Source organism: Streptomyces prunicolor NBRC 13075 (assembly GCF_000367365.1).
Taxonomy (GTDB): Bacteria; Actinomycetota; Actinomycetes; order Streptomycetales; family Streptomycetaceae; genus Streptomyces; species Streptomyces prunicolor.
This window is the reverse complement of the sequence record NZ_BARF01000074.1, coordinates 110,377-136,009: the sequence shown is the minus strand read 5'-3', so window position 1 is coordinate 136,009 and position 25,633 is coordinate 110,377. Positions and strand designations below refer to the sequence as shown.

Annotated in this window: 22 protein-coding genes and 1 pseudogene; 8 read left to right on the top strand and 15 right to left on the bottom strand. The window is 69.9% G+C overall.

Annotated features, from left to right (window positions below; translation table 11 throughout):
- Nucleotides 1-5: 5 nt before the first annotated feature.
- Together SPR02S_RS60660 and SPR02S_RS31580 are read left to right on the top strand one after the other, a co-directional pair.
- A pseudogene (locus SPR02S_RS60660) lies at nt 6-236 on the top strand (hypothetical protein); the annotation flags it as partial.
- A gap of 111 nt (nt 237-347) precedes the next feature.
- Entirely contained in the window at nt 348-590 is a 243-nt protein-coding gene (locus tag SPR02S_RS31580) for a hypothetical protein (RefSeq protein ID WP_019061031.1), read from the top strand.
- Between the two features lie 185 nt (nt 591-775).
- Here SPR02S_RS31580 and SPR02S_RS31575 read toward each other — a convergent pair whose 3' ends face one another.
- A complete protein-coding gene (locus SPR02S_RS31575; RefSeq protein ID WP_019061030.1) occupies nt 776-1,942 on the bottom strand; it encodes a citrate synthase/methylcitrate synthase in 1,167 nt (388 codons plus the stop codon).
- Nucleotides 1,943-2,040: 98 nt separating this feature from the next.
- On the opposite strand from SPR02S_RS31575, the gene SPR02S_RS31570 reads away from it, so the two are divergent.
- The 4 genes from SPR02S_RS31570 (at nt 2,041) to SPR02S_RS31555 (ending at nt 6,776) form a co-directional block, all read left to right on the top strand.
- Nucleotides 2,041-3,297, top strand: coding sequence for a citrate synthase (locus SPR02S_RS31570; RefSeq protein ID WP_026151033.1), 1,257 nt, complete (start codon nt 2,041-2,043; stop codon nt 3,295-3,297).
- Nucleotides 3,298-3,351: 54 nt separating this feature from the next.
- Entirely contained in the window at nt 3,352-4,290 is a 939-nt protein-coding gene (locus SPR02S_RS31565; RefSeq protein ID WP_019061028.1) for a ferredoxin family protein, read from the top strand.
- A gap of 138 nt (nt 4,291-4,428) precedes the next feature.
- Nucleotides 4,429-6,099, top strand: a complete 1,671-nt coding sequence (locus SPR02S_RS31560) for a sensor histidine kinase (protein WP_078623064.1) — start codon at nt 4,429-4,431, stop codon at nt 6,097-6,099.
- Entirely contained in the window at nt 6,096-6,776 is a 681-nt protein-coding gene (locus SPR02S_RS31555; protein ID WP_019061026.1) for a response regulator, read from the top strand. Before SPR02S_RS31560 ends, SPR02S_RS31555 begins: the two co-directional genes overlap by 4 nt.
- Nucleotides 6,777-6,848: 72 nt before the next feature.
- Here SPR02S_RS31555 and SPR02S_RS31550 read toward each other — a convergent pair whose 3' ends face one another.
- From SPR02S_RS31550 to SPR02S_RS31540, 3 genes are all read right to left on the bottom strand, one after another.
- Nucleotides 6,849-7,910 (bottom strand): ABC transporter substrate-binding protein, encoded by a 1,062-nt coding sequence (locus tag SPR02S_RS31550; protein ID WP_019061025.1) that lies wholly within the window; start codon nt 7,908-7,910, stop codon nt 6,849-6,851.
- A 73-nt stretch (nt 7,911-7,983) separates the two neighbouring features.
- A complete protein-coding gene (locus SPR02S_RS31545) occupies nt 7,984-8,862 on the bottom strand; it encodes an ABC transporter permease (protein ID WP_019061024.1) in 879 nt (292 codons plus the stop codon).
- The gene (locus tag SPR02S_RS31540) at nt 8,852-9,667 is read right to left on the bottom strand and encodes an ABC transporter ATP-binding protein (protein WP_019061023.1); all 816 of its coding nucleotides are present in this window, start codon (nt 9,665-9,667) and stop codon (nt 8,852-8,854) included. The genes SPR02S_RS31545 and SPR02S_RS31540 overlap by 11 nt, the downstream gene beginning before the upstream one ends.
- A gap of 159 nt (nt 9,668-9,826) precedes the next feature.
- Between SPR02S_RS31540 and SPR02S_RS31535 the strand changes: the two genes are divergently transcribed.
- A complete protein-coding gene (locus tag SPR02S_RS31535) occupies nt 9,827-10,519 on the top strand; it encodes a response regulator (protein WP_019061022.1) in 693 nt (230 codons plus the stop codon).
- A 49-nt stretch (nt 10,520-10,568) separates the two neighbouring features.
- Here SPR02S_RS31535 and SPR02S_RS31530 read toward each other — a convergent pair whose 3' ends face one another.
- The 6 genes from SPR02S_RS31530 to SPR02S_RS31505 all read right to left on the bottom strand — a co-directional run bounded on the left by SPR02S_RS31530 (nt 10,569) and on the right by SPR02S_RS31505 (nt 17,672).
- Complete coding sequence (locus tag SPR02S_RS31530) at nt 10,569-12,161, bottom strand: monocarboxylic acid transporter (protein ID WP_019061021.1); 1,593 nt, start codon at nt 12,159-12,161, stop codon at nt 10,569-10,571.
- The gene (locus SPR02S_RS31525) at nt 12,158-12,727 is read right to left on the bottom strand and encodes a DUF485 domain-containing protein (protein WP_078623063.1); all 570 of its coding nucleotides are present in this window, start codon (nt 12,725-12,727) and stop codon (nt 12,158-12,160) included. Before SPR02S_RS31525 ends, SPR02S_RS31530 begins: the two co-directional genes overlap by 4 nt.
- 69 nt (nt 12,728-12,796) lie before the next feature.
- Entirely contained in the window at nt 12,797-13,483 is a 687-nt protein-coding gene (locus tag SPR02S_RS31520) for a response regulator transcription factor (protein ID WP_019061019.1), read from the bottom strand.
- Nucleotides 13,480-14,631 carry a sensor histidine kinase gene (locus SPR02S_RS31515; RefSeq protein ID WP_019061018.1) on the bottom strand — a complete coding sequence of 384 codons (1,152 nt, stop codon included), beginning with the start codon at nt 14,629-14,631 and terminating at the stop codon, nt 13,480-13,482. Before SPR02S_RS31515 ends, SPR02S_RS31520 begins: the two co-directional genes overlap by 4 nt.
- A complete protein-coding gene (locus tag SPR02S_RS31510; protein ID WP_019061017.1) occupies nt 14,628-15,152 on the bottom strand; it encodes a CcdC protein domain-containing protein in 525 nt (174 codons plus the stop codon). Before SPR02S_RS31510 ends, SPR02S_RS31515 begins: the two co-directional genes overlap by 4 nt.
- Nucleotides 15,153-15,551: 399 nt before the next feature.
- A complete protein-coding gene (locus SPR02S_RS31505; protein ID WP_019061016.1) occupies nt 15,552-17,672 on the bottom strand; it encodes a DNA gyrase/topoisomerase IV subunit B in 2,121 nt (706 codons plus the stop codon).
- Between the two features lie 443 nt (nt 17,673-18,115).
- On the opposite strand from SPR02S_RS31505, the gene SPR02S_RS31500 reads away from it, so the two are divergent.
- Nucleotides 18,116-18,349: a DUF7455 domain-containing protein gene (locus SPR02S_RS31500; RefSeq protein ID WP_019061015.1), complete on the top strand. Its 234-nt coding sequence runs from the start codon at nt 18,116-18,118 to the stop codon at nt 18,347-18,349.
- Between the two features lie 117 nt (nt 18,350-18,466).
- Here SPR02S_RS31500 and SPR02S_RS31495 read toward each other — a convergent pair whose 3' ends face one another.
- The 5 genes from SPR02S_RS31495 to SPR02S_RS31475 form a co-directional block, all read right to left on the bottom strand.
- Entirely contained in the window at nt 18,467-19,324 is an 858-nt protein-coding gene (locus SPR02S_RS31495) for a S1 family peptidase (protein ID WP_019061014.1), read from the bottom strand.
- Between the two features lie 131 nt (nt 19,325-19,455).
- Entirely contained in the window at nt 19,456-20,997 is a 1,542-nt protein-coding gene (locus SPR02S_RS31490; protein WP_026151031.1) for an RNA polymerase sigma factor, read from the bottom strand.
- A 434-nt stretch (nt 20,998-21,431) separates the two neighbouring features.
- Nucleotides 21,432-22,319 (bottom strand): FadR/GntR family transcriptional regulator, encoded by an 888-nt coding sequence (locus tag SPR02S_RS31485; RefSeq protein WP_174447576.1) that lies wholly within the window; start codon nt 22,317-22,319, stop codon nt 21,432-21,434.
- A 162-nt stretch (nt 22,320-22,481) separates the two neighbouring features.
- Complete coding sequence (locus SPR02S_RS31480) at nt 22,482-24,668, bottom strand: ABC transporter ATP-binding protein (protein ID WP_026151030.1); 2,187 nt, start codon at nt 24,666-24,668, stop codon at nt 22,482-22,484.
- Between the two features lie 104 nt (nt 24,669-24,772).
- Nucleotides 24,773-25,531, bottom strand: a complete 759-nt coding sequence (locus tag SPR02S_RS31475; protein WP_019061010.1) for an NUDIX hydrolase — start codon at nt 25,529-25,531, stop codon at nt 24,773-24,775.
- Nucleotides 25,532-25,633 lie beyond the last annotated feature (102 nt).

Here is a 25,633-nt window from a genome sequence, read left to right as displayed (position 1 = left end):
GAACAGTGAGTCAGATCATCCGTCGGCTAGGCCTTCCTCCAAGAGATCGAGGAAGCGTGTCCGGACAGAATTGCCCGGATATCTTCGAGTTGGCCGATGGTAACTTCGCCGTCATCGGAACCGATGACACAAAGGGGCTGGATGCTCAACTTCCGGCCGATGCACCCCTGTCCGAGGACTACCGAATCGTTGTGGTCACTCGCGAAACTCTGATGCACGCCAAAGTCGACATTCCCCTCGGCATCGACAGCTCGCGAATGTCATCAGCGGCGCCCCGCACCGCGCGGGTAGAGGCCGACAGTTCAAGGCCTGTACTCACACCCGAAATCAAGGGAGGCCAACAGCAGGTGGAAATCGTACGACGGCTCGGCAAACCGCCCAAGGAACGCAAGACCCAAAGCCTTGACGGAACAACCTGCCCGGAAATCTTCGAACTCAGCAACGGCGACTTCGCCATCATGGGCACCGAAGCCACCGAGGCACTCGATCCGAAACTGCCGACCGACGCGTCCCGCGCCACATACGAACGCATCGTCATCATCCCGCGCGAGATCATGATCGACGCCAAGGCGGACATTCCCGACGCCTGACCCCGAGTGCGTACGCGTCCGGCGCCCGGACCCGCCCCGCGCATCCTCCCCGGCCACGCGAACCCTGTTGAGCAGGTCGGGCACCGATCAACCGAGCGGCACGGCACCCCGTCCCCGTTCGATCACCCACCGATGAGGCCTGGCGTCAGAACGGCACCAGGCCACACTCGTTCCCGGAGCCGCCGTCAGCTCATCAACGGCACCGCCACCGGCGCCTCCACCCCCACATACCGCGCCACCGGCCGAATGATCTTCGAGTCCTCCGCCTGCTCCACCACGTTCGCACTCCACCCCACCACCCGCGCAGCCGCGAACGTAGGAGTGAACATCTCCCGCGGCAACCCGCACAGCTCCATGACCAACCCCGCATAGAACTCGACGTTGGTGTGGAGCTCACGCCCCGGCTTCAGCTCCGCCAGGATCACTTCGACCTGGCGCTCGACCTCTACGGCGAAGTCGACCCGTGCCCCGCCGAACTGCTGGGCGACCTCGCGCAGCATCCGCGAACGGGGGTCCTCCGTGCGGTAGATCGCGTGGCCGAAGCCCATGATGCGGTCGCCGGCGAGGACACGTTCCCGGATCCAGGGGTCGATACGGTCCGGTGTGCCGATCGCGTCCAGGGTGTCCAGGGCACGACTGGGCGCACCCCCGTGCAGCGGACCCGAGAGCGCCCCTACGGCCCCGACCAGACAGGCCGCCACATCCGCCCCCGTCGACGCGATGACCCGCGCAGTGAAGGTTGACGCATTGAATCCGTGGTCAATGGTTGAGATCAAGTATTGCTCGATCGCCCTGGCCTGCTGCTTGTCCGGCTCCGAACCCGTCAGCATGTACAGGTAGTTGGCTGCGTAGGAGAGATCCTCGCGCGGCTCGACAGGGTCGAGTCCCCGCCCCAGCCGGTAGAGCGCGGTCAGCAGTGTCGGTACGGCCGCGGACGCCACGAGGGTGTCCTGGCGGCGCGCGTCCGCGCCGATGTCGTACACCGGCAGGAAGCCCTTCGCCGCGCCGAGCAGCGACAGCGCCGTACGCATCCCGGACAGCGGTCCGGACGTGCCGCTCGCCGCCGCCACGGCGGGCAGCGCGGCCCGCACCTCGTCGGGCAGTCGGCGCAGCGCGGCCGTCTCGGCGGCGAAGGCGACGCTCCGGTCGGCGTCCGGCAGTTCGCCGTACGCGAGGAGATGCCAGACGTCCTCGAAGCCGCGGGTCTGCGCGAGCTCGACGGCGGAGTACTGGCGGTAGTGGTAGAAGCCCTCGATCCCTCGGACGTCACCGATTCGGGTGTCGGTGACGACGACGCCCGCGAGTCCCCGCGGAACCTCGATACGAGTGGCTGCGGCCCTGTTGACGGACATGTTTCCTCCCTGGACTTGATTCAAATGTCCATGGTTGACTCAATCCCTGTCAATATTGATTGAATCAATATGAGTAAGGGATGGATACCGTGGCCTCCATGCGCGATCAAGAACCCGCTCCCGGTCACCCCGAGCGACGGCTGACCACCAAGGAGACCGCCGAGTCGCTCGGCGTGAAGCCCGACACCGTGTACGCGTACGTGAGTCGCGGACAGCTGAGCAGCAGGCGCGAGCCCGGCGGGCGTGGCAGCACCTTCGACGCCAAGGAGGTGGAGGCGCTCGCCCGGCGCAACAGGCGGGAGATCAGCGGGAGTTCGGGTTCCGGGGGCGAACTGTCCGTACGGACCCGCATCACGCTCATCGACAAGGACCGGTACTACTTCCGGGGCGTCGACGCGACCGAGCTGGCCGCGCGCCACTCCTACGAGGAGATCGCCGAGTGGCTGTGGACCGGGGAGTTGCGCCCCGGGATCACGTTCACCGCACCCAAGGCGGCCGTCGCCGTCGCCCGTCGCGCCGTCGACGCGCTGCCCGAACACACCGGCCCCACCGACCGGTTGCGGGTCGCGGCCATCGCGGCGGCGACCGCCGACCCGCTGCGCTTCGACCTGTCCGAGGACGCCGTGCTCGGCACCGCACGCATCCTCATCCCCACCCTCGTCGCGGCACTGCCGCCGGCACGGCGTGCGCATCGCGACGAGGGTCCGCTGGCCCACCGCCTGTGGGCGCGGCTGAGCGGACGGCCGGCTGACGAGCCGTCACTGCGCGTCCTGGACACGGCACTTGGGCTGCTGGTCGACCACGATCTGGCCGCGTCCACGCTCGCGGTGCGCGTCGCCGCCTCGGCCCGCGCCCACCCCTACGCGGCCGTCTCCTCCGGCCTGGGGGTCCTCGAAGGCCCCCTGCACGGCGCCGCCAGCGGCCTGGCGCACCGGCTGCTGCTCGACGTGCTCGACCTGGGCGACGCGGCCCCGGTGATCGCGGACGAACTGCGCGCGGGCCGCCGTATCCCCGGACTCGGCCACCGGCTCTACCCGGGCGAAGACCCACGCGCGCGTGCCCTGTTCGCTCTCCTGAAGGAGCTCCCGGGCGCCGGGCCCGCCCTCGCCGCGGCCCGCGACATCGTCGCCACCACCGCCCGCCACACCCCGCTGCACGCCAACGTCGACCTGGCACTCGCCGTACTGACCGTCTCCTCCGGGATGCCCTCCACAGCGGGCGAGACGGTCTTCGCCGTCGCCCGTACGGCGGGCTGGATCGCGCATGCTCTGGAGGAGTACGGCGAGCGCCCGCTGCGCATGCGGCCCAGCGGTCACTACGTAGGCCCCAGGCCGCCTCAACCGCTACCGGAGTAGGACACGAGCGCGGCCGGAAGTCACCCTGGGTCAAGTCAGGTTAGGCTCACCTCTGTGAGTACGTGCGCGACCGTCTCTCGGGACCTCGACGAGCCCATTTCCGGAACCGCGGCCACGGCGACGACGTGGCTGCTGCTGGAACAGCCCGGTCCTTGGGGTGCCAAAGCGCTCACTTCGAGCCACCTGGACCCCGCGCTGGGGCGTGCCCTGGAAGCGGCCGCCGTGAACACCGGCGTACGGATCGCGCTCATCCGCCGCCCCGGTCGGCATGCCGACCTCGCGCCGTCACGGGTACGCCAGGTGTATGCGGCCCACACAGTTCCCGGAAACGTATGGCTGTACAGCGCCACGACCACCGACCCGGAGCAGCTGCTCGCCCTCGACTTCGCCGCCCTCGGCGCGGGTGACCCGCACTCGTTCGGCTCGGCGCTCGGCGGGCGGGCCCACACCGGCGACCCACTCGCCCTCGTCTGCACCAACGGCAAGCGCGACCGCTGCTGCGCGCTCCTCGGTCGCCCCCTCGCGGCCGAACTGGCAGCCTCCGGGGTCGAGGGCGCCTGGGAGGTCACCCACCTGGGCGGTCACCGCTTCTCGCCGACGGTGCTCGTCCTGCCGTACGGCTACGCGTACGGGCGGGTCCAGGCGCACGGCATCAAGGAGATCCTCCAGGGCGTCCAGGAGGGCCGTGTGGTCGTCGAGGGCTGCCGGGGTGCTTCGGCCTGGGAGCGGCCCGGACAGGCGGCGGAGCTGGCCGTGCGGAGGGCGGCGGGCGAGTACGCGATGGACGCCCTGCGTGTCGTACGGACGGACGGCGGCGCACCGCGCTGGGAGGTGACCGTCGCGCACGTCGACGGACGCCACTGGCGCGTGATCGTCGCCCAGGGGGCGTCGCTTCCGCCCCGCCCGGAGAGCTGCGGGGCGTCGGTCCTCGGCGCACCCGCGCGGATGGACGTGGTGGCGGTGCGCGAACTGACGACGGCACTGGCGGGCTGACCCGCCCGACACCGCGTCTCCTGGGGGCCTTCTACAGAAAACCGCCCTCTCCTGGAAGCCGGTTTCCCCAAGAATTGGTCAAGAGATCCACGCCACACCCCTGGGGCCGCCCCCGCCCCGCCACGTACCGTCAGGGGTATGAGCCCCACTCCCCCCGCACGCCGCCGTCGCCTCGGGCTGCCGCGGCGGGTGTTCTCGCAGGTGCTGCTGATGCAGCTGGCGATCGCCGCGGGAGTCGCGGTCCTGGCGACCGGGCTGTTCCTCGCGCCGCTGAGCAAACAGCTGGACCAGGAGGCGATGAACCGCGCTCTGGCCATCGCCCAGACCACCGCGCAGCAGCCGCGGATCGTCAAGGACATCCAGAACACCCCGCCGACCGTGGACGGACCCGTGCAGAAGGAGGCCGAGCGGATCCGGAAGGCCACCAAGGCCGAGTACGTGGTGGTGATGGACTGGCGGGGCATGCGGTGGTCGCACACGACCCCGAGCGAGATCGGCCGGTTCGTCTCGACCTCTCCCGGCCAGCCCCTGGCCGGTCAGGAGGTCAAGGAGATCGACAAGGGCACCCTGGGCCGCTCGGCCCGCGGCAAGGTGCCCCTGCGCGACGCCGACGGCACGGTCGTGGGGGCCGTCTCCGTGGGCATCAAGTACGACAGCGTCCGTGCGCAGCTGATCAGCGCGATCCCGGGGCTGCTGGCGTACGCCGGGGGCGCTCTCGCCGTCGGTGCGCTGGCCGCCTGGCTGATCTCCCGGCGGGTCCAGCGACAGACCCGGGACCTGGCCTTCTCGGACATCTCGGCGCTGCTCTCGGAGCGTGAGGCGATGCTGCACGGCATCCGGGAGGGCGTCGTCGCCCTGGACCGCACCGGCCGCATACGCCTCCTGAACGACGAGGCGCGGCGGCTCCTGGGCATCGGTGACGAGGCGGTCGGCCACTCCCTGGACGAGGCGCTGGGTGAGGGCCGTACGACCGACGTCCTGGCCGGCCGGGTCACCGGCACCGATCTGCTCGCCGTCCGCGGCCAGCGGGTCCTGGTCACCAACCGGATGCCCACCGACGACGGCGGCGCCGTGGCAACCCTGCGCGACCGCACCGAACTGGAGCAGCTCGGCCGGGAGTTGGACTCGACGCACGGCCTGATCGACGCCCTGCGCGCCCAGGACCACGAGCACGCCAACCGCATGCACACCCTGCTGGGGCTGCTCGAACTGGAGATGTACGACGATGCCGTGGACTTCGTCGGGGAGGTGGTCGGTGATCACCGGGCCACCGCCGAGCAGGTCACCGAGAAGATCCAGGACCCGCTGATCGCCGCCCTGTTGGTGGGCAAGGCGACCGTCGCGGCCGAGCGGGGTGTCGCCCTGTGGATCTCCGACCGGACCTGGCTGCCCGACCGGTTGATCGATCCGCGCGGGCTGGTCACGGTCGTCGGCAACCTGGTGGACAACGCGCTCGACGCCGTCGCGGGCACACCGCACGCACGCGTGGAGGTCGAATTGCGGACGGAGGGGCGTACGGCCGTGCTCCGGGTGCGCGACACGGGCCCCGGAATCCCGGAGGAACAACGGGAGTTGGTCTTCACCGAGGGCTGGTCCACGAAGAAGCCCCCGGCCCACGGCAAGCGCGGTATCGGGCTCTCCCTGGTGCGTCGGCTCGCCGAACGGCAGGGCGGCAGCGCGGTGGTGACGGAGGCGTTCGGCGGAGGCGCGGAGTTCGTGGTCATCCTGCCGGAGGCCCTGACCGAGCCGGACCTGGAACCCGCTCTCACCGCCCCCGGGGAGACCGCCACCGAGGAGGAGTCGCGATGATCGAGGTCCTGGTCGTGGACGACGACACCCGGGTCGCACAGGTCAACGCGGCCTACGTGGAGAAGGTGCCGGGCTTCCACGTGGCCGGCGAGGCCCACAACGCAGCCGAGGCGCTGCGCCAGTTGGAGACACTGCCCCACCTGGACCTGGTCCTGCTGGACCACTACCTGCCCGACGAGACGGGTCTGTCGGTCGTCCAGGAGATGCGCCGACGTGGTCACCAGACGGACGTGATCATGGTGACGGCGGCCCGGGACGTGACGACCGTACAGGCGGCGATGCGGCAGGGCGCGCTGCAGTACCTGGTCAAGCCGTTCGCCTTCGCGGGCCTGCGGGCCAAGTTGGAGGCGTACGCCGAACTGCGCCGCACGCTCGACGGCGGCGGCGAGGCCGAACAGGCCGAGGTGGACCGCATCTTCGGCGCCCTGTCCACGCCCTCGGAGCCCGGGCTGCCCAAAGGGCACTCCCCCACCACGGCGGAACTCGTGCGCCGGTCCCTGATGAACGCCGAAGGTCCCCTGTCCGCCCAGGAGATCGCCGACCGCACGGGCGTGAGCCGGCAGACCGCCCAGCGCTATCTGAAGCTCCTGGAGCGCACCGGACGGGCCAGGCTGACCCTCAAATACGGCGACGCGGGCCGCCCGGAACACCGTTACGTGTGGGCGACCCGCGCCTGAGGGCACGGCCGTTGGGGGCGGGGGAAGGGGCCGTACCCCTTGCCTTCTTTACGGATGCCGACCGCGCGGCCGTCAGCCTGTGGCGTTCTTCACGAACTCGGTCGTGTACGTCTTGTCGAGGTCCACATCGGCGTTCTTGATGGTCGGGTTGAACGCCTTGAGCACCTTCTCGACGGTCTCCGGTCCGTTCGCCGGCATCACGCCGTCCTTGGTGAACATCGGCAGCGTGCTCTTGATCGCGGTGGCGTAGAGAGCCTTGTCGCCCTGGGAGTAGTCGGCCGGCATCTTGTCGGCGATCTCGGTCGCGCTGTGGGTGGACATCCACTTGAGCGTCTTGACGAATGCATTGACCATCTTCTGCACAGTTGACTTGTGGCTGTTCACCCAGTCCGTCTGCATGTACAGACTTGACGAGGGGTACGGCCCACCGAGCGCCGCCTGCGAGCCCTCGGGCGTGCGCATGTCGACGAGGATGTTGCCGGCCTTCTTGTCGAGGATCGTGGCGACGGTCGGGTCGGTCGTCATACCGGCGTCTATGGAGCCCTGCTGGAGCGCCGCGACGAAGGTCGGTCCCGCGCCCACGGCGACCGGGGTGAACTCGCTGACGCTGACGCCGTTCTTGACGGCGAGGTACTTGGTGAGGAAGTCGGTGGAGGAGCCGAGGCCGGTCACGCCGAGCTTCTTGCCCTTGAAGTCCTTGGCCGACTTGACCTTCCCCGCCGCCTTGGTGGAGACGACCTCCACCTCGCCGGGCGCCTGCGAGAACTGCACCACGGACTCGACCGACTTGCCCTTGACCTGCAGATCGAGCGTGTGGTCGTAGAAGCCGACGGCTCCCTGGACCTGCCCGGAGACGAGCGCGGTCTCGGCCTGGACGCCGGCCGGTTCGCTCAGCAGCTCCACGTCGAGGCCCTCGGCGTCGAAGTAGCCGAGCCGCTGGGTGAGCATCGCGGGCAGGTAGATGACCTTGTCCAGGCCACCGACCATGATCTTGACCTTCACTCCCTTGCCGTCGCCCTTGGCGCCGGAGCCGGTGGAGGCAGTGCTGGCCGCGTCGTTGGCACAGGCGGTGAGCGAGGAGAGGGCGAGCAGGCCCGAGGCGGCCAGGGCGGCGTATCTGGCGGTCTTACGCATGGCGGTTCACGTCCTTGTGAGGGTGCGGTGCGGGAGGAAGGGGGCTTTCAACAGGGGTGCGGCGAGGGGCCGTTCAGCTGTCGGAGCCCGACGGCTTCCAGCGGAAGATGCGGTTCTCGGCGAAGGTGAGCAGCCCTTCGGCGACGAGGGCGACGACCGCGAGGATCACCATCGCGGCGTACACACCGGCCGCGTTGAAGGTGCCCTGGGACTGCGCGACGAGCAGGCCGATGCCCTTGGTCGCGCCGATGTACTCGCCGACGATCGCGCCGATGAGGGCGAAGCCGAAGCTGACATGAAGGCTGGTGAAGATCCAGGAGGTGGCGGACGGGATGACCACCTGGAGGGTCACCCTGCGGTCGCTGGCCCCGAGGATGCGGGCGTTGGCGACCAGGTTGCGGTCGACCTCACGGGCGCCCTGGAAGGCGTTGAAGAACACCGGGAAGAAGACGAGCACCACGGCCGAGGCGACCTTGGAGGACGGTCCGAGTCCGAACCAGATGACGAAGATCGGCGCGAGGACGATCCTCGGTATGGAGTTGAGCACCTTGATGTATGGACCAAGTATGTCGGCGAGCAAGGTGATCCGCCCCAAAGCAATACCGAACACGACACCGGCGATCACACCGATCACCCAGCCGAGCAGCGCTTCCTGCAGCGTGGCCCAGATCTGCTCCCCCAGGGACCCGAGCGCGGTCCCGTGCATCACCCAGGTGTAGATCTGGTCCCAGATCTTCGAGGGCATCGAGAAGTTGAACGGATCGATGACCTTGGCCCGGGAGAGCCACTCCCACAGGCCGAGAACGGCGACCAGGAGCAGCACCCGGGCCGCCCCGACGCCGACTCTGCGTTTACGGGCGGCACGCGCGCGTGAATACGCGCGGTCCGGCTTGGTGCCGGGCTCGGTCACGGCCGGCACGATCTTGTCCTCGGGTATGACGTCAGGCGACATTGGCCGCGCTCCTCTCGCGCGTGATGCGGACCTCTTCGCCGAGCGACTCCCAGATCTCGCGGTAGATCTCGATGAACCGCGGCTCCAGGCGCACCGATTCGACCTTGCGGGGCCGCGGCAGGTCGATGTCGAAGATCTGCTTCACGGTGGCCGGCCCGGCGGTCATCACGACGACCTTGTCGGCCAGCGCGATGGACTCCTCCAGGTCGTGGGTGACGAAGACGACCGAGGCGCCGGTGCCCTCCCACAGCTCCAGGAGCTCGTCCGACATCAGGGCTCTGGTCTGCACGTCGAGCGCCGAGAACGGCTCGTCCATGAGCAGGATCTCAGGGTCGTTGACGAAGGTTGCGGCGAGCGCGACGCGCTTGCGCATACCGCCGGAGAGCTGGTGCGGATAGCGGTCCTCGAAGGCGGACAGCCCGACCCGGGCCAGCCACTCACGCGCCTTCGCCTTGGCCTCCGCCTTGGGTACGCCGCGGAAGCGCGGGCCCGCCATGACGTTGGACAGGACCGTGCGCCAGGGGAAGGTGGCGTCCTGCTGGAAGACGAAGCCGACCTTGTCGCCGACGCCGGAGACCGGCTCCCCGGCCACCAGCACATCGCCCTCGGAGGGCTCTTCCAGCCCGCTGACGAGGGTCAGCGTCGTCGACTTACCGCAGCCCGTGGGCCCGACGACCGCCACGAACTCGCCACGCCCGACGGTGAGATCAAGCCCCCGTACGGCCGTGTGCAGACCCCCCGACGGGGTCCTGAAGGTCTTGCTCGCGCCCCGCAGCTCGATGGCGGGGCTGGTGTCTGCGCTCATGGCCGGGACCGTAGATGTGGCGCGGACCACAACAGCAGTCTTCTGGGCGCAAGCCGTTCTTTTGCTCGCAAGAGCCTGTTGTGCTCGTTTTGCTCGCGCTACAACTGCGGAGCCGAAACACGGGCTTAACGCTCGCCTGGCCTTGAGGAAAGAGGCCCAATGATTGACGTCATGGTCGTGGACGACGACTTCCGCGTCGCCGAGATCAACGCCAAGTACGTGGGAAAGGTTCCCGGTTTCCGGGTCGCCGCCCGCGCGCACAGCGCCGCCCAGGCGCTGGCCACCGTGGAACGCGGGACCATCGACCTGGTGCTGCTCGACCACTATCTGCCCGATCAGACGGGTCTCGAACTCGTCCACCGCATGCGGGAACAGGGCCACACGACCGACGTCATCATGATCACGGCGGCCAGCGATGTGACGACCGTGCAGCGGGCGATGCGCCTCGGCGCCCTGCACTACCTGGTCAAGCCGTTCACCTTCGCCGCGCTGCGCACCCGCCTCGACTCGTACGCCGCGCTGCGCCGCACCGTCGACCGCGTCGGCGGCCGCGGCATCGCCGGCCAGGAGCAGGTCGACCGCATCTTCGGCGCCCTGCGCACGACGCCCGCGCCGGCCTCCCCCGGCCTGCCCAGCGGCCACTCGGAACCGACCACCGACCTGATCTGCGGCGTCCTGCACAGCGCCGGTCACCCGCTCTCGGCCCACGAGGTAGCCGCCGAGACCGGCCTGAGCCGCTCCACGGCCCAGCGCTACCTCCGCCACCTGGAACAGGCCGGCCGCCTCCGCCTCTCCCTCAAGTACGGCGACACGGGCCGCCCGGAACACCGCTACGCCTGGGTGGCGCCGTAGCCACGCGACAACCCCACAATCGGGCGGGGCTACGGCACACGGACCCCCGTTAGACGGCCCCCGCCCCCGTCAGCGCCCGTACCTCGGTCTCCGCGTGCTTGGCCTCGTCCGGGACCTCCGTGGAGGTGACCGTGCCGAGCCAGCCGGCCAGGAAGCCGAGCGGGATCGAGACGAGGCCGGGGTTCTGCAGCGGGAAGAACTGGAAGTCGACGCCCGGGAACAGCGATTCGGGACTGCCCGACACGACCGGTGACAGCAGCACGAGCGCCAGCGCGGGGATCAGTCCGCCGTATACGGCCCACACGGCGCCGCGGGTCGTGAAGCCGCGCCAGAACAGGGAGTAGAGCAGCACCGGGAGGTTCGCGGAGGCGGCGACGGCGAAGGCGAGGCCGACCAGGAAGGCGACGTTGAGGTTCCGGGCGACGAGGCCGAGCCCGATCGCCGCGACACCGATGCCGACCGCGGCGACCCGTGCCACGGCCACCTCGCTGCGCGGCTTTGCGTTCGGGCGCCGCAACGACGCGTACAGGTCGTGCGCCACGGATGCCGAGGAGGCCAGGGTGATCCCGGCCACCACCGCCAGGATCGTGGCGAAGGCCACGGCCGCGACGATCGCGAACAGGACGGTGCCTCCGGTGGAATCGGCTCCTCCGCCGAGGTCGAGGGCGAGCAGCGGGACCGCCGTGTTCCCTGCTTCGTTCGACTTCCGAAGGGTGTCCGGTCCCACGACCGCCGCGGCGGCGAAGCCGAGGATGATCGTCATCAGGTAGAACGCACCGATGAGGCCGATCGACCACACCACCGATCGGCGCGCGGCCCGTGCGGTCGGCACGGTGTAGAAGCGGGACAGGATGTGCGGCAGCCCGGCCGTGCCCAGCACCAGCGCGAGGCCCAGGCTGATGAAGTCGAACCGCGCGGTCCAGTCCCCGCCGTACTTGAGCCCCGGCGCCAGGAAGGCGGCACCGCGACCGCTGCGCGCGGCGGCCGTGAGCAGCAGGTGGTTCAGGTTCCCGTGGAAGCGCACCAGGGTCAGCACCGTCAGCGCGATGGTGCCGCTCATCATCAGGACCGCCTTGACGATCTGGATCCAGGTGGTGGCCCGCATCCCTCCCATCGACACATAGATCACCATGAGCGCCCCGACGCCGATGACGGTCCAGGCCCGCGCGGCCGGACTCGTCCCGCCCAGCAGCAGCGAGACCAGGCTGCCCGCGCCCACCATCTGCGCCACCAGGTAGAGAACGGACACGGTGACCGAGGAAGTTCCCGCCGCGATCCGCACCGGCCGCTCGCTCATCCGGGCGGCGACCACGTCGGCGAGCGTGAACCGCCCGCAGTTGCGCACCAGTTCGGCGACGAGGAACAACACCATGAGCCAGGCGACGAAGAAACCCACCACGTACAGCAGGCCGTCGTAGCCGAACAGCGCGATGAGCCCGGTGACCCCGAGGAACGAGGCCGCGGACAGATAATCACCCGAGATGGCAAAACCATTCTCCATCGGGGAGAAGAGCCGCCCGCCCGCGTAGAACTCCTCCTCCGAACCATGCCGGTTGCGGCTCACCCAGGTGGTGATCCCGAGGGTGACCGCGATGAACGCGCTGAACAGCAGCAGCGCCAGCGTCTGATGGTTCCCGGTCACGACGTACCGCCTCGAATGCCTCGTGTCAGTTCCTGTGTGTCCCAGCGCAGTTCGAGCGCGGCCCGGTCCCTGCGCAGCCGCGCGTGCCGGGCGTAGGCCCAGGTGAGCAGGAAGGTGGTGAGGAACTGCCCCAGTCCCGCGACCATCCCCACGTTCACCGCGCCGGCCACCGGCCGGGCCATGAATCCGGGTGCCGTCGTCGCCGTCACCACATAGGCCACGTACCAGGTGAAGAAGACGACGGTGGCCGGCACCACGAACCGCAGATACCGGCCGCGCACCTCCTGGAAGGCCGCGCTGCGCTGCACCTCCAGATAGACATCGCCCGCGCGGACGGCGTGGTCCGCGTCCTCCCGGCGCGCGGCGGGCACCTCGGGCGCGGGCCCGCCCGTGCCGTCCGTGCCGTCCGTCTCGCCCCAGCCGGACGCGAGCGCGTCGTACCAAGGGTCGTGGTACCTCACCTTTCCGGTTGCCTCGGCAGGGGTCAGGTCATGACCTTCGTGGTTCTCGGCCGGACTCTCGTGACCACTCCCGCCACCGCGGGAACGACCGTTGCTTGACTGCATGCCCAAGGATGGACAGAACGGGAAGATCCCCGACTCTTCTTCTCCGCTGTCTTCACCCCATCAGGTGACTCAACCCGCTGGTGGCCGCACCAGTCCCTTGCCGTAGGCGTAACGCACCGCCTGCGCACGGTCCTTGAGCCCCGTCTTGGCGAACAGGTTGTTGATGTGGGTCTTCACGGTCGCCGTGGAGACATGCAGCGCGCGGGCGATCTCCTGGTTGGTCAGGCCCTCGGCGATCAGCAGCAGCACCTCGGTCTCCCGCGCGGTGAGCCCGTCCGGCGGCTCGGCGGGCCCCGACTGCGGCTGCGGCTCGGGCTCCGACAGGCGCTCCAGCAAACGCCGTTGGATGCTCGGCGACAACCCCGCGTCCCCCGACAGCACACTCTCCACGGCCCGTACGATCTCGTCGCCGCCCGCGTCCTTGGTGAGATAGCCGCGCGCCCCCGCACGCAGCGCCGGGAACAGCGAGGCGTCGTCCGCGAACGTCGTGAGCACCACGACCTGTGTCCCTGGATGCTCCGCGCGGATCCGCCGGGTGGCCTCGACACCGTCGCAGCGCGGCATGCGCAGGTCCATCAGGACGACGTCCGGGGCGAGTTCGGCGACGAGCTGCACCGCCTCGTTCCCGTCGGCGGCGGCACCGACGACCTCGATCCCGGACAGCAGCCCCAACAGCATCACGATGCCTTCCCTTACAACGGTCTGGTCGTCCGCGACCACGACCCGCGCGGGTCTCCTCACGGCCTCCTCCGTCATGCCGGCACCTTCAGCGTCACCACGAATCCCTCCTCGTCCGGCCCGGCTCGCAAGGAACCGCCCAGCAGCTCGGCGCGTTCCCGCATGCCCAGCAGACCGTATCCACCTCCCGCGCCGGTCAGTTCGCCCGGCGAGCCGCCCGAGTCCCGTACGTCCAGGGTCACTTCGTGCTCGCCGTAGTCCAGCGTGAGCAGCACTTTGGCGCCCGGGGCGTGCTTGCGGACGTTCGTCAGGGCCTCCTGGGCGACCCGGCGCACGGCCTGCGAGGCCTCGGCGGGCAGTTGCCTGCGGTCACCCGTAACGGTGACCTCGGCACGGCCCGTCGTACCGACGATCTCGGTCAGGAAGTCCTCCAGCGGGCTCATCTCGCCCCGCAGCGCGGACAGTGCCTGCCGGGTCTCCACCAGGCCGTCGCGGGCCATCCCCCGTGCCGCCACGACCCGTTCCAGGATCGTCTCCCGGTCGGCGCCCCGCTCGATCAGCAGCCTGGCCGCCTCCAGGTGCACAAGCTGCGCCGAGAGGCTGTGGGCCAGCACGTCGTGGATCTCCCGGGCGATACGGGCCCGTTCGGCGAGCGCGGCGGACTCCGCCTCGGCAGTACGTGCCATGCGCTCCTGGGTGAGCAGCCGTTGGGCGTTGCCCCGGGCCTCGGCGTCGAGGCGGAGCGTGTATCCGGCGAGGGCCAGCCCGGCCGTGGTGACCGCGGTGGTCAGCCATACGTCGTTGTTGACCGCGGCGAAGATCGCGAGGGACACCGCGGTCACGGGCACGGCGACCGCGATGGGCAGCCGCTCCAGAGAGCTGACGGCACAACCGCACCAGATGACGAGGGCCGGGACCGTGAAACCGGCTGCCTGTCCCCCGACCGCCATCCCGAGGAGCACGGCCATGAGTGCCACCGACGGCCAGAGCCTGTGGGCGAGAGTCGTGCGCCAGAACGCCCAGCCGACGACCGCCGCCAGCACGATGCCGACCGCACCTCCGGCCAGCGCCCAGCCGTGGACGTGATTGCCGGTGAGCGCGCCCCCCAGGAGCACGCCGATCACCAGCAGTCGGACGGCCCAGGCGAGCACACGCCGGGGCCGTGAGACTCCCTCTCGGCCCAGCGCTTCCCGCGAGGGCCAGCGCGTCCAGGCGTTCTCCGTCACACGCGCTCCTTCCCGGTGGGCCGCGTCACGCCGAAACCGTACGCCGGGGCCGACCCTGCCGACCCGGTGAACGACTGGGCCCGCCAGGCCAGGACACCGGAGCGGACCAGCAGCGTTGCCGCGAGGCCGAGCATCAGGGCCGAGCTGTCCTGGTGCACACCTACGACCGCGCCCAGGGCGACGAGGCCGACGCGCAGGGCTATGCCGACGATCCAGACGCCCCCGCTCGCCTTGGTGCTCTTGCTCCATACGGAACCGTCCGTCTCGACCCACAGGCGCGTGGTCCAGGCCCAGCCGGCTCCGGTGGCCAGCCCGACGACCAGTTCGACGGCGAGCAGGAGGGCCGACTCGGTGTGGTGGTAGGCGTCGAGTATGCCGGGCTCGCGCAGCGCCACGACGGCGAGGATCGCGGGGAGGAGCCACCAGCGCCGGTCGGTGTCGATCCGACGGGCGCGGAACTGCCGCACGATCACCACCGCGACGACGGCCACGATCACCAACGCGTTGACCAGCCCGGACATCAGAGCCTCCGTGAGCGGAAGAGGATGCCGGCGGCGAGCGCTGCCGACGCCTTCGACGCTACGGAAATTCGCAGGTGGGCAGATCGGCGCCAGGGTGGATCGTGGGTGGATCTCCGGCCCGCCCGGATCTCCACCCACGGGTGGAGCCGACCGGTGGCAGCGCTCCGAGGCCAGGCGGGGCGACAACGGTCCGTGTCAGGAGCGGGGCGATCGCGCCAGGCCCTCGCCGAACCTTCCGAGCACAGGGGCCCGGCCCGGGTCCAAGCCTCCGAGTCGAGGGTCGAGCCCGGGTCCAAACCTCCGAGCCGCGGCCCGGGCCCAGTTCGGACCTGGGCCCGGCTCAACGGTCAGGTCAGGTCGGACCCGGACCCGGACCCGGGCCCGGGCCCGGCTCGGCGGTCAGGCGTCGATCCGCGACCGGTCCAGCGTCGCGGCCGAGCTGGAGATGAACTCCTTGCGCGGTGCCACGTCATTGCCCATCAGCAGATCGAAGACCTGCTCGGCCGCGTCCAGATCGGAAAGGTTGATCCGGCGCAGGGTGCGGTGACGGGGGTCCATCGTCGTCTCGGCCAGCTGGTCGGCGTCCATCTCACCGAGACCCTTGTAGCGCTGGATGGAGTCCTTGTACCGGACACCCTTGCTCTGGAACTCCATCATCTTCTCGCGCAGCTCACGGTCCGAGTACGTGTAGACGTACTTGTCCTGTCCCTTCTTGGGCTGGACGAGTTCGATGCGGTGCAGCGGCGGCACCGCGGCGAACACCCGGCCGGCCTCGACCATGGGCCGCATGTAGCGCTGGAACAGGGTCAGGAGCAGACACCGGATGTGGGAGCCGTCCACATCGGCGTCGGTCATCATGATGATCTTGCCGTAGCGGGCCGCGTCGATGTCGAAGGTACGGCCCGATCCCGCTCCTATGACCTGGATGATCGCCCCGCACTCGACGTTCTTCAGCATGTCGGTGACGGACGACTTCTGAACGTTGAGGATCTTGCCCCGGATCGGCAGCAGCGCCTGGAACTCGGAGTTCCGGGCGAGCTTGGCCGTACCGAGCGCGGAGTCTCCCTCGACGATGAACAGCTCGCTGCGCTCCACGTCGTCGCTGCGGCAGTCGGCGAGCTTGGCCGGCAGCGAGGAGGACTCCAGGGCCGTCTTGCGGCGCTGCGCGTCCTTGTGCTGCCGGGCCGCGATACGCGTGCGTGCGGCGGCGACGGCCTTCTCCATGACCACACGGGCCTGGGCCGCCGCGTCACGCTTCGTCGAGGTCAGGAAGTCCTTGAGCTCCTTGGCGACCACGTTGGCGACGATCCGGCGGGCCGCCGACGTACCGAGCACCTCCTTGGTCTGACCCTCGAACTGCGGTTCGGCGAGCCGGACGGTGACGACCGCGGTGAGGCCCTCCAGGGCGTCGTCCTTGACGACGTCGTCCTCGGCGACGCGCAGCAGCTTCTTGGCGCGCGCCACCTCGTTCATCGTCTTGACGACGGCCTGCTCGAAGCCGGCGACGTGGGTACCGCCCTTGGGAGTGGCGATGATGTTCACGTACGACCTGAGCGTCGTGTCGTAACCGGTCCCCCAGCGCATGGCGATGTCGACGCCGAGCTCGCGCGTGACCTCGGTGGGCGTCATCTGGCCGTGGTCGTCCAGGACGGGCACCGTCTCCTTGAAGATCCCCTGGCCCGACAGGCGCAGTACGTCGCAGACCGGCTTGTCGTTCGCCAGGTACTCGCAGAACTCGCTGATGCCGCCGTCGAAGCGGAAGGACTCCTCCCCCTTGCTGCCACCCTCGCCGAGGCCGTACTCGTCGCGGACGACGATGGTCAGTCCGGGCACCAGGAACGCGGTCTGCCGGGCCCGCTGGTGCAGGCCCTCCAGGGAGAGCTTGGCGTCCTTGAGGAAGATCTGGCGGTCGGCCCAGTAGCGCACGCGCGTGCCGGTGCGGGTCTTGGGAATCCGCTTGGTCTTGCGCAGGCCTCCGGGCTCGAACGTGGCGTCCGGACCGGCGGTCGAGAAGGAGCCCGGCACACCGCGCCGGAAGCTGATGGCGTGGGTGTTGCCGCTGCGGTCCACCTCGACGTCCAGCCGCGCGGACAGGGCGTTCACCACGGAGGCGCCCACGCCGTGCAGACCACCGGAGGCGGCGTACGAGCCGCCGCCGAACTTGCCGCCGGCGTGCAGCTTGGTCATGACGACCTCGACACCGGAGAGGCCGGTCTTGGGCTCGACGTCGACCGGGATGCCCCGGCCGTTGTCCCGGACCTCCACCGAGGCGTCGTCGTGCAGGATCACCTCGATGTGGTCGCAGTAGCCCCCGAGGGCCTCGTCCACGGAGTTGTCGATGATCTCCCACAGACAGTGCATCAGGCCACGACTGTCGGTCGACCCGATGTACATGCCCGGGCGCTTGCGTACGGCCTCTAGCCCCTCAAGGACGAGCAGGTGCCGCGCGGTGTAGTTGGAACCGTCCCGGTCTGCTCCTGCCAGCAGCGCTGTCGACGGCACGGACGTTTCGGCGGTCACGCGGTTCGCTCCTCGCTGAATTTCAGATGAGGCCCTTTTGGGTAAGGGCCCGGCTTCGGTTGCCGCTCAGAGGGTACCGAGGCCTGGTAGAGCCGTTGTAACGCCACCCTCGTCTCCTCCTCACACTAGTCCAGGGTCGTATACCTGTTCGATCCCTCGATGGAGTGAAGTACATATCACGTTCCCTTCGGGGCATGAACCATTTAGGCTCCGGGCACGTCCTCATCAACAACCGGCAATCCAGCCGGGTGGACCCGACCCTGACCCCACAGCGCGAACCCGTACAGACACATAGACACGCAATACGGCACATTCGCCGCCAACCGGCAGCAGACAGCCGCCCCGGAAGAATTTTTCGAGAAAAGGCCACGAGCGGGAACGTTTTCGGCCTGGTTGGATGTTGACCCTGGTACGACAGCTCGTCGAGCTAGAGAAGAGGCGACGTGACTACTGTTCTGACCCCCGCGAGCCCACTGACGGCCGCCGATCGCTGCGACCGCTGCGGCGCCCAGGCATACCTGCGCGTCGTCCTGCTGAGCGGCGGAGAACTGCTCTTCTGCGCCCACCACGGCCGCAAGTTCGAGCCGGAACTCAAGAAGATCGCCGCTGAGATACAGGACGAGTCGGAGCGGCTGACCTCCGCTCCTGCTGCAAGCGTTCCTGAAGAAGACCGCTGACACTTCGCGTCCACGACGAGCCAGCACCGGCCCAGGCCGGCGACGGGCGGCCCCGCTCCTGAACCACAGGAGCGGGGCCGCCCGTCTTTCATGCCCGCAAACGCCTCCCAGACGCCGTCAGACGCCCTTGTGCGGCCCTGGCGAGCCGCGGTGGCGGCCGAGTGTCCGCAGGACGTCCGAGACCCGGGTGTAGACGCCAGGACTCCCGGCCCGCCCGCACCCGCTGCCCCACGACACCAGCCCGATCAGCCGCCCCTGGGCGACCAGCGGCCCCCCGCTGTCCCCCTGACAGGCGTCACGGCCCCCCTGAGCCTCTCCGGCGCACAGCATGGACTCGGGGAGGTAGGCGCCGTCGGCGCCGCCCGGATACGCCTCCTCGCAGCGCGCGTCGGACAGCACGTGCAGGCGTGCCGCGTGCAGGCTGCCCGCGTAGTCGCCGCTGCCGGTGAGATCGCCCCAGCCGTAGACCGTCGCGGCCGTGCCCGGTTCGTAGGCCGGGTCGCCCGCGGCCGCCATCCCGATGACCGAGCTCTGGGGCAGCGGCTCGGCGAGGGTGAGCACGGCGAAGTCGCCGGCGTTGCTGACGGCGTCGTAACCCGGATTGACCCACACATCGCGTACGGCGATCTCCCGGCCCCGGGCCGAGAGCAGGTCCGTACGGCCCGTGACGGCCTTGAGATCGCGCGCCCGGTGCGGCGGCGCCCCCAGGACGTCGTCGCCCATGCAGTGGGCCGCGGTCAGCACGGCGGTCCGGCTCACGGCCACACCGCCGCAGAACTGGCCCGCCCGGGTACCCCCGAACCGGTCACGACTGGACAGCGCCACCGTCCAGGGGCTCACGGAGACATCGACCGGGAACCCGCCGACGACGATGCTGTCGGCGGCCACGGGGGCCGCGGAGACCAGCGGTATGGCGGACGCGGCGGCCGCCAGGACCAGCGGCCGGGTCAGCGCCCGGGCAAGGGGACGACGCATGCACGTTCCTCACTCTGGGATGGTCATTGAAGACCCAGAGTGATCCAGTGCACCGCGCCCCGCACCCGCGCCAACACGAAGGCCCGGCTCCCCGAGGGGAGACCGGGCCTTCCGTGTCGTACGACTACGACCTAGTCGAGGTAGTCGCGCAGCACCTGCGAACGCGACGGGTGGCGCAGCTTCGACATGGTCTTGGACTCGATCTGGCGGATGCGCTCACGGGTGACCCCGTACACCTTGCCGATCTCGTCGAGGGTCTTCGGCTGACCGTCGGTGAGACCGAAGCGCATCGAGACCACACCGGCCTCACGCTCGGACAGGGTGTCCAGGACGGAGTGCAACTGCTCCTGGAGAAGGGTGAAGCTGACCGCGTCGGCCGGGACGACGGCTTCGGAGTCCTCGATGAGGTCACCGAACTCGCTGTCGCCGTCCTCACCCAGGGGGGTGTGCAGCGAGATGGGCTCGCGGCCGTATTTCTGGACCTCGATGACCTTCTCCGGGGTCATGTCGAGTTCCTTGGCCAGCTCCTCCGGGGTGGGCTCGCGGCCCAGGTCCTGGAGCATCTGGCGCTGCACGCGCGCGAGCTTGTTGATGACCTCGACCATGTGCACCGGGATACGGATGGTGCGGGCCTGGTCGGCCATCGCGCGGGTGATCGCCTGACGGATCCACCAGGTGGCGTACGTGGAGAACTTGTAGCCCTTGGTGTAGTCGAACTTCTCGACCGCGCGGATCAGACCGAGGTTGCCCTCCTGGATGAGGTCCAGGAAGAGCATGCCGCGGCCGGTGTAACGCTTGGCCAGGGAGACCACCAGACGGAGGTTGGCCTCCAGGAGGTGGTTCTTGGCGCGGCGGCCGTCCTCAGCGATGATCTCCAGCTCGCGCTTGAGCTTGGGGGCGAGCTTGTCGGCGTTGGCCAGCTTGTCCTCGGCGAACAGGCCGGCCTCGATGCGCTTGGCGAGCTCGACCTCCTGCTCGGCGTTGAGGAGGGGGACCTTGCCGATCTGCTTGAGGTAGTCCTTGACGGGGTCGGCGGTGGCGCCGGCCGCGGCGACCTGCTGGGCGGGCGCGTCGTCCTCGTCCTCGTCGGAGAGCACGAACCCGGCGCTCTCGGCACCCTCGGGCTCGTCCCCGGTCTTACCGGGGGTCTCCTCGGTCGCCTCTTCGTCGACTACCTCGGCGTCGTCCTTCTTGGCACTGGTCTTCTTGGCCGCCGCCGTCGTCTTCTTGGCGGCGACCTTCTTGGCGACCGCCTTCTTGGCGGGCGCGGTCTTCTTGGCAGCGACCTTCTGGGCGGCGTCGTCCTCGACGGAAGCGTCGGCGACGGGTGCCGCCGGAGTGGCGGTGGCGGTGGCCTTCTTGGCGGTCACCGTCTTCGCGGCGACCGTCTTGGTGGCGGTGCGCTTGGCCGGACTCTTCGCTGCGACGCTCTTTCGGGTGCGCTTGGGCTCCGCGGCACTGACCATCAGCGTCACACCCTCTTCCTCGAGGATCTGGTTGAGGCTGCGCAGTACGTTCTTCCACTGAGTGGCCGGAATCTGGTCAGCTTCGAAGGCCCGACGCACGTCATCGCCGGCGATCTGCCCCTCAGCCTTTCCCCGCTCGATGAGCGCCATGACAGAGACGGACTCGGCGATCTCCGGCGGGAGCGTACGGGATGTGCTGGCCGACACGAACAACCTCTCGGAACGATGGAAAACGGCTTCCGGCCCCGTCCGGTACGGACAGGAACCGACGACCGCCGACTGGGGATGGGCCGACGGCGCGGGCTGGGGCCGGGAAGAAACACAGCGCCTTGAACGGCGTCCGTATTCCCTTCCGCGGCTGTCACCTCTTAGGTCATCGCGCAGTGCCCGCGAGCGTTACGCCCAATCTGCGTGGCCCGAGTCACACCCCGTAAGCGTTCAAAAACGGTCAGACACGGACAGAGGAGGTCACCCGCGGCCGCGACAAGCGCTCCTCCAGGAGATCCGACACCCCGTCGCACCGCCGGACCCCGCCGGATTCCCTGAAGGATCCTGCGGGGTCCGGCGGAAGACGGGCGCCCCGGCCGGGCGCCGCCAGGAGAACGCGGCACACCTCGACCGCGCCGGCCATCCCGCGCGCGTCAGTGTTCGCGCGGGGCGGGCACCACACGCTCCGGCTCGGGGTGCACGATGAGCAGCTGCCGCATGGCCGCCTCGGCCGTCGCACCGTCGCCGGCCGCGAGGGCGTCGGCGATCCGGGCGTGGTGCCCCACGGAGGCGTCGGTCGGGCGGTCACAGCCCGTGACCGGGCCGCCGGAGACCTGAAGGGCCGAGGAGACGATCCCCGAAAGGTGCTCCAGCATCCGGTTGCCCGCGACCTGGATGAGCAGCGAGTGGAACTCGGCGTCCGCGCGGGAGAAGGTCAGCGCGTCCCCTTGCCCCATGGCGTGGCTCATGATCTCGACCATGTCGGAGAGGCGCTGCTGGACATCCTCGCGCCCGTGCCCGGCGGCGAGGCGCGCGGCGAGCGGCTCGATCGTCCAGCGCAGCTCGCTCAGCTCACGGCGCTGATTGTCGCGCTGCGGGCCGAAGGCGCGCCACTCGATGATGTCCGGGTCCAGGAGGTTCCAGTCGCTGACGGGACGCACGCGCGTGCCGACGTTCGGCCGGGCACTGACCAGGCCCTTGGCCTCCAGGACGCGGAGCGATTCACGGACGACGGTGCGGGAGACCTCGAAACGCTGGCCGATCTCCTCGGGCACCAGAGGGCGGTCGGCACCCAGGTCCCCGGAGACGATCATCTGGCCCAGCTGCTGGACGAGTTGGCCGTGCAGCCCGCGTCCGCGGCTGCCCGCGGCACGCCGGCCCACGCGGCCCAGCTCGGGGTCGGAACCGTCCCAGGAAGGGGCTCCGAGGCGCTCGGTGACGGGCGCCTCGGCATAGGGGTAGCGGTCGAGTCCGCCCGGGCCGGCCAGACCGGAGTCTGCGGAGCGGGCGGCGGTCATCATGGTGTGCGCAAGGGTACTCACGGATCCTTTGTCGGCGCTGTCTCCAACTCCCTTGAGGTCTTTGGTGAAAAGCACACGAAAGGGTGATCGCTCACACCGTCGCAATTGACGCCTTATCGGAAAGAAATGGGCTTTCTGCGGGGAGTTGTGCGCAGAGCGGCATCCGAAGGGTGCGGACGGTCGTCATCGGACCCTGCTCCGCAGGGTCGTGAGCAGATACGCGCAGAGCAGGGCGGTCAGCGACAACGTCAGTGCCCCGCCCACGGGTTGGGCGATCACCCGCGCCGCCGCGGAGAGGTAACGCTCTCCCCCGAAGGGCCACTGCAGCAGCAACACCTTCCGCAACCGCAGCGGAAAGCCTTCCGCGGTTCGCACGGCGGGCCCGTCCAACGCCTTGTGCACGAGGGGTACGACGAGAATCGGTACGGCGACCACCGCGGCGAGCCCGGCCGTGGTGGACCGGAAGATGCCCGCGGCCAGAACGCCGGCCCAGGCGCAGCCGACGACCAGGCCGAGCCAACTCGCGCTCATCGAAAGCCAGTCGGCGGGAACTTGCGCGAGCTCCCGTCCGTAGACGAGGTAGAGCACCTCGGCGTCGCAGCCCACCGTGAGGAAGGCCAGCAGCAGCGCGGTGGCCGCGGAGACGAGGAGCTTCGCGACGAGCAGCCCCATCCGGCGGGGCACGGTGCCGCGGTCCGCCGCCAGGGCGGGGTGGCGGAACTCGTCACCGAACGCGAACGCCCCGAGCAGTCCCGCACCGAGCGCCGCGGGCGGCAGGGGCAACTCCCGCGGCCACGCGGCCAGCAGACGCGGCTGCGGGGTGTGACCGATGCGGGCCAACAGCAGCGCGGTGAGAGCGGACACGACGAGCACGGCGGCCCCGGTCAGAAACCCGGTGCCGATACCGGCGGCACGACGCAACTCGTAGCGGAGCGGGCGCAGCGGGCTGGGGGCGGAGCGGACGGAGATGGGGGGCGGGAGCGGGGGCAGGGTGTCGAGGGTGAGGGCTTGCGAGGGGCGTGAGGCACGCGCGCGGGGATGAGTACCGGCCGACTTCTCGGGGTCGATGAGGGGAACCAGCCGGGAGGTTGTGGTGGCGGGGCTTGCAGTGGCTGTGTGGGTCTCGTACGGCGGGTGGGGTGCGGCGGCGGGTGCCGGTTCCTCGGCGACGGGCAGCGGGGCGGTGAGCGGCTGCGGACTGTGGGCGAGGGGCGCGGCGATGTGGGGCTGTGCGGTCTCGGCCGGAAGCGTGCCAGTGGACGGCGTCGGCGTCTCGCCAGGCAGCGGGTCGGTGGAGTGCGGCGGAGCCTCGGCAGGCAGCGGGACTGTGCAGGGCGGCGGCATCTCCGCGAGCGGCGCATCCGCGAGTCGCGTCGGCAGCTCGGCAAGTGATGCGTCAGCGCGGGCCGATGGAAGTTCGGCCGTCGACGAGGTGTCCGGCACTCGCGGCTCGTCGACGACTTCCGCCTCGCTCCGCAGGGTCGTTCCGGCGCCCGGCCCCATGTCCCCGATCTCGTCCGCGAGTTGGTGTACGAGGATGTCGTGCCGGAACGCCGTCTCGCCGACGTCGGCGCATGTACTGCCGTACACGGAAAGGCGGTTGCCGTCCTCCCGTACGACTTCGACGGAGCGGTGTGCGGTGCGGGCCTCCTTGGTGAGGAGGGCGGCAAGGCGGTTGGCGTGCGGGCTGCGGACGGCGACGCGGGGGCGCAGCCGGGTGCGGGCGAAGTCTCCGGCATCCTGGTCGGCGACGAGTCTGCCCTGCTCCAGGGTGACGACCCGGTCGGCGCTGCGGGCGGCCTCCTTGGGGTCGGCGGTGGTGAACAGGACCGTGCCACCCTGGGCGGCGTGTGCGCGCAGCATGCCGTACAGCCAACGGCTTTCGCGGGCGGAGAGGGCGTCCGCGGGTTCGTCCAGCACGAGTGTGTGCGGGTCGGACAGCAGAGCGCAGGCGAGGCCGAGGCGGCGGTCCATGCCGCGCGCGAGACTGCCGAGGCGCTCGTCGCGCAGGCTGACGATGCCGACCACTTCGAGGACTTCGTCAGCGCGCCGGGCCGGAACACCCGCCGCGGCGCACAGCATGCGGAGGTGGCCGCGGACCGATCGCGCCGGATGACCCGGCACATCGCCCAGGAGGACGCCGACCTCGCGCGACGGGTGGGCGATGCGGTACAGGGGACGGCCCCTGAAGTAGGTGATTCCACGTCCCTGTTGGAGTTCGAGCATGAGCCTGAGCGCGGCCGTCTTGCCCGCGCCCGGCGCTCCGAGGAGTGCGGTGACACGGCCCGCACGGGCCTCGAAGGAGACGTCGTCGACGGCGGGCGGATGCTCCTTGCGGGCGTTGCTGGTCAGTCCGAAGGCCTGGATCACCCACAGCAAGATAGCGCGCTATGTCCGTTTTTCCGGGCACCGAACGGCCCGCTCCACAACGGTTGATCGCCTCGGTCGACCGCCTCGGTCGAGGTGCTGCGGCGTCATACCTCGGGGCGCAGCATCGGCGGGTTGAGCAACGTGGCCCCGCCGGCCCGGAACAACTGTGCCGGGCGCCCGCCCTGACGGGTCGTCGTACCGCCCGTCGGGACGAGAAACCCGGGCGTGCCGGTCACCTTGCGGTGGAAGTTGCGCGGGTCGAGCGCCACGCCCCACACCGCCTCGTAGACGCGGCGCAGCTCGCCGACGGTGAACTCGGTGGGGCAGAACGCCGTGGCCAGGGACGAGTATTCGATCTTCGAACGGGCGCGCTCCACCCCGTCGGACAGGATCTGCGTGTGGTCGAAGGCGAGGGGTGCCACAGGGTCGCCGTCGCGTGCGAACCCCGCTTGCTGCAACAGCTCCTCGACAGGCGCCCAGCGCGCGTTGCTGGCGTCGCCGCCGGCGCGGGGTGCGGGCAGGTCGGGAGCGAGCGCGAGATGGGCGACGCTGACGACACGCATCCGCGGGTCACGCTTGGGGTCGCCGTAGGTCGCGAGCTGCTCCAGATGCGCTCCGTTGTCCTGGACCGGGACGGCCGGGTCGTGGGCGCGCAGTCCCGTCTCCTCGGCCAACTCGCGCGCGGCGGCCTGCGACAGATCCTCGTCGGCCCGCACGAAGCCACCGGGCAGCGCCCACCGCCCCTGGAACGGCGGCTCGCCCCTGCGTACCGCCAGCCCGCACAGAGCATGGCGGCGCACGGTCAGCACGACCAGGTCCACGGTGACGGCGAAGGGCGGATACGCTGACGGGTCGTAGGACATGCGGCGATCATAGTCGTCTGCCTGACGATAAACACTCCCTTCGCCGGTACCGCCATGACTGATCCACTTCGGTGCGATGCGTGGCCGGTCCTGCGCTCCGAG

Bases quoted from the DNA above. Each gene is read 5' to 3' on its own strand.
- SPR02S_RS31535 (WP_019061022.1), top strand. From the start codon at position 9,827: ATGATTGACGTCATGGTCGTGGACGACGACTTCCGCGTCGCCGAGATC.
- SPR02S_RS31575 (WP_019061030.1), bottom strand. From the start codon at position 1,942: ATGTCCGTCAACAGGGCCGCAGCCACTCGTATCGAGGTTCCGCGGGGA.
- SPR02S_RS31545 (WP_019061024.1), bottom strand. From the start codon at position 8,862: ATGTCGCCTGACGTCATACCCGAGGACAAGATCGTGCCGGCCGTGACC.
- SPR02S_RS31570 (WP_026151033.1), top strand. From the start codon at position 2,041: ATGCGCGATCAAGAACCCGCTCCCGGTCACCCCGAGCGACGGCTGACC.
- SPR02S_RS31540 (WP_019061023.1), bottom strand. From the start codon at position 9,667: ATGAGCGCAGACACCAGCCCCGCCATCGAGCTGCGGGGCGCGAGCAAG.
- SPR02S_RS31520 (WP_019061019.1), bottom strand. From the start codon at position 13,483: ATGACGGAGGAGGCCGTGAGGAGACCCGCGCGGGTCGTGGTCGCGGAC.
- SPR02S_RS31475 (WP_019061010.1), bottom strand. From the start codon at position 25,531: ATGTCCTACGACCCGTCAGCGTATCCGCCCTTCGCCGTCACCGTGGAC.
- SPR02S_RS31560 (WP_078623064.1), top strand. From the start codon at position 4,429: ATGAGCCCCACTCCCCCCGCACGCCGCCGTCGCCTCGGGCTGCCGCGG.
- SPR02S_RS31495 (WP_019061014.1), bottom strand. From the start codon at position 19,324: ATGCGTCGTCCCCTTGCCCGGGCGCTGACCCGGCCGCTGGTCCTGGCG.
- SPR02S_RS31550 (WP_019061025.1), bottom strand. From the start codon at position 7,910: ATGCGTAAGACCGCCAGATACGCCGCCCTGGCCGCCTCGGGCCTGCTC.
- SPR02S_RS31555 (WP_019061026.1), top strand. From the start codon at position 6,096: ATGATCGAGGTCCTGGTCGTGGACGACGACACCCGGGTCGCACAGGTC.
- SPR02S_RS31525 (WP_078623063.1), bottom strand. From the start codon at position 12,727: ATGCAGTCAAGCAACGGTCGTTCCCGCGGTGGCGGGAGTGGTCACGAG.
- SPR02S_RS31510 (WP_019061017.1), bottom strand. From the start codon at position 15,152: ATGTCCGGGCTGGTCAACGCGTTGGTGATCGTGGCCGTCGTCGCGGTG.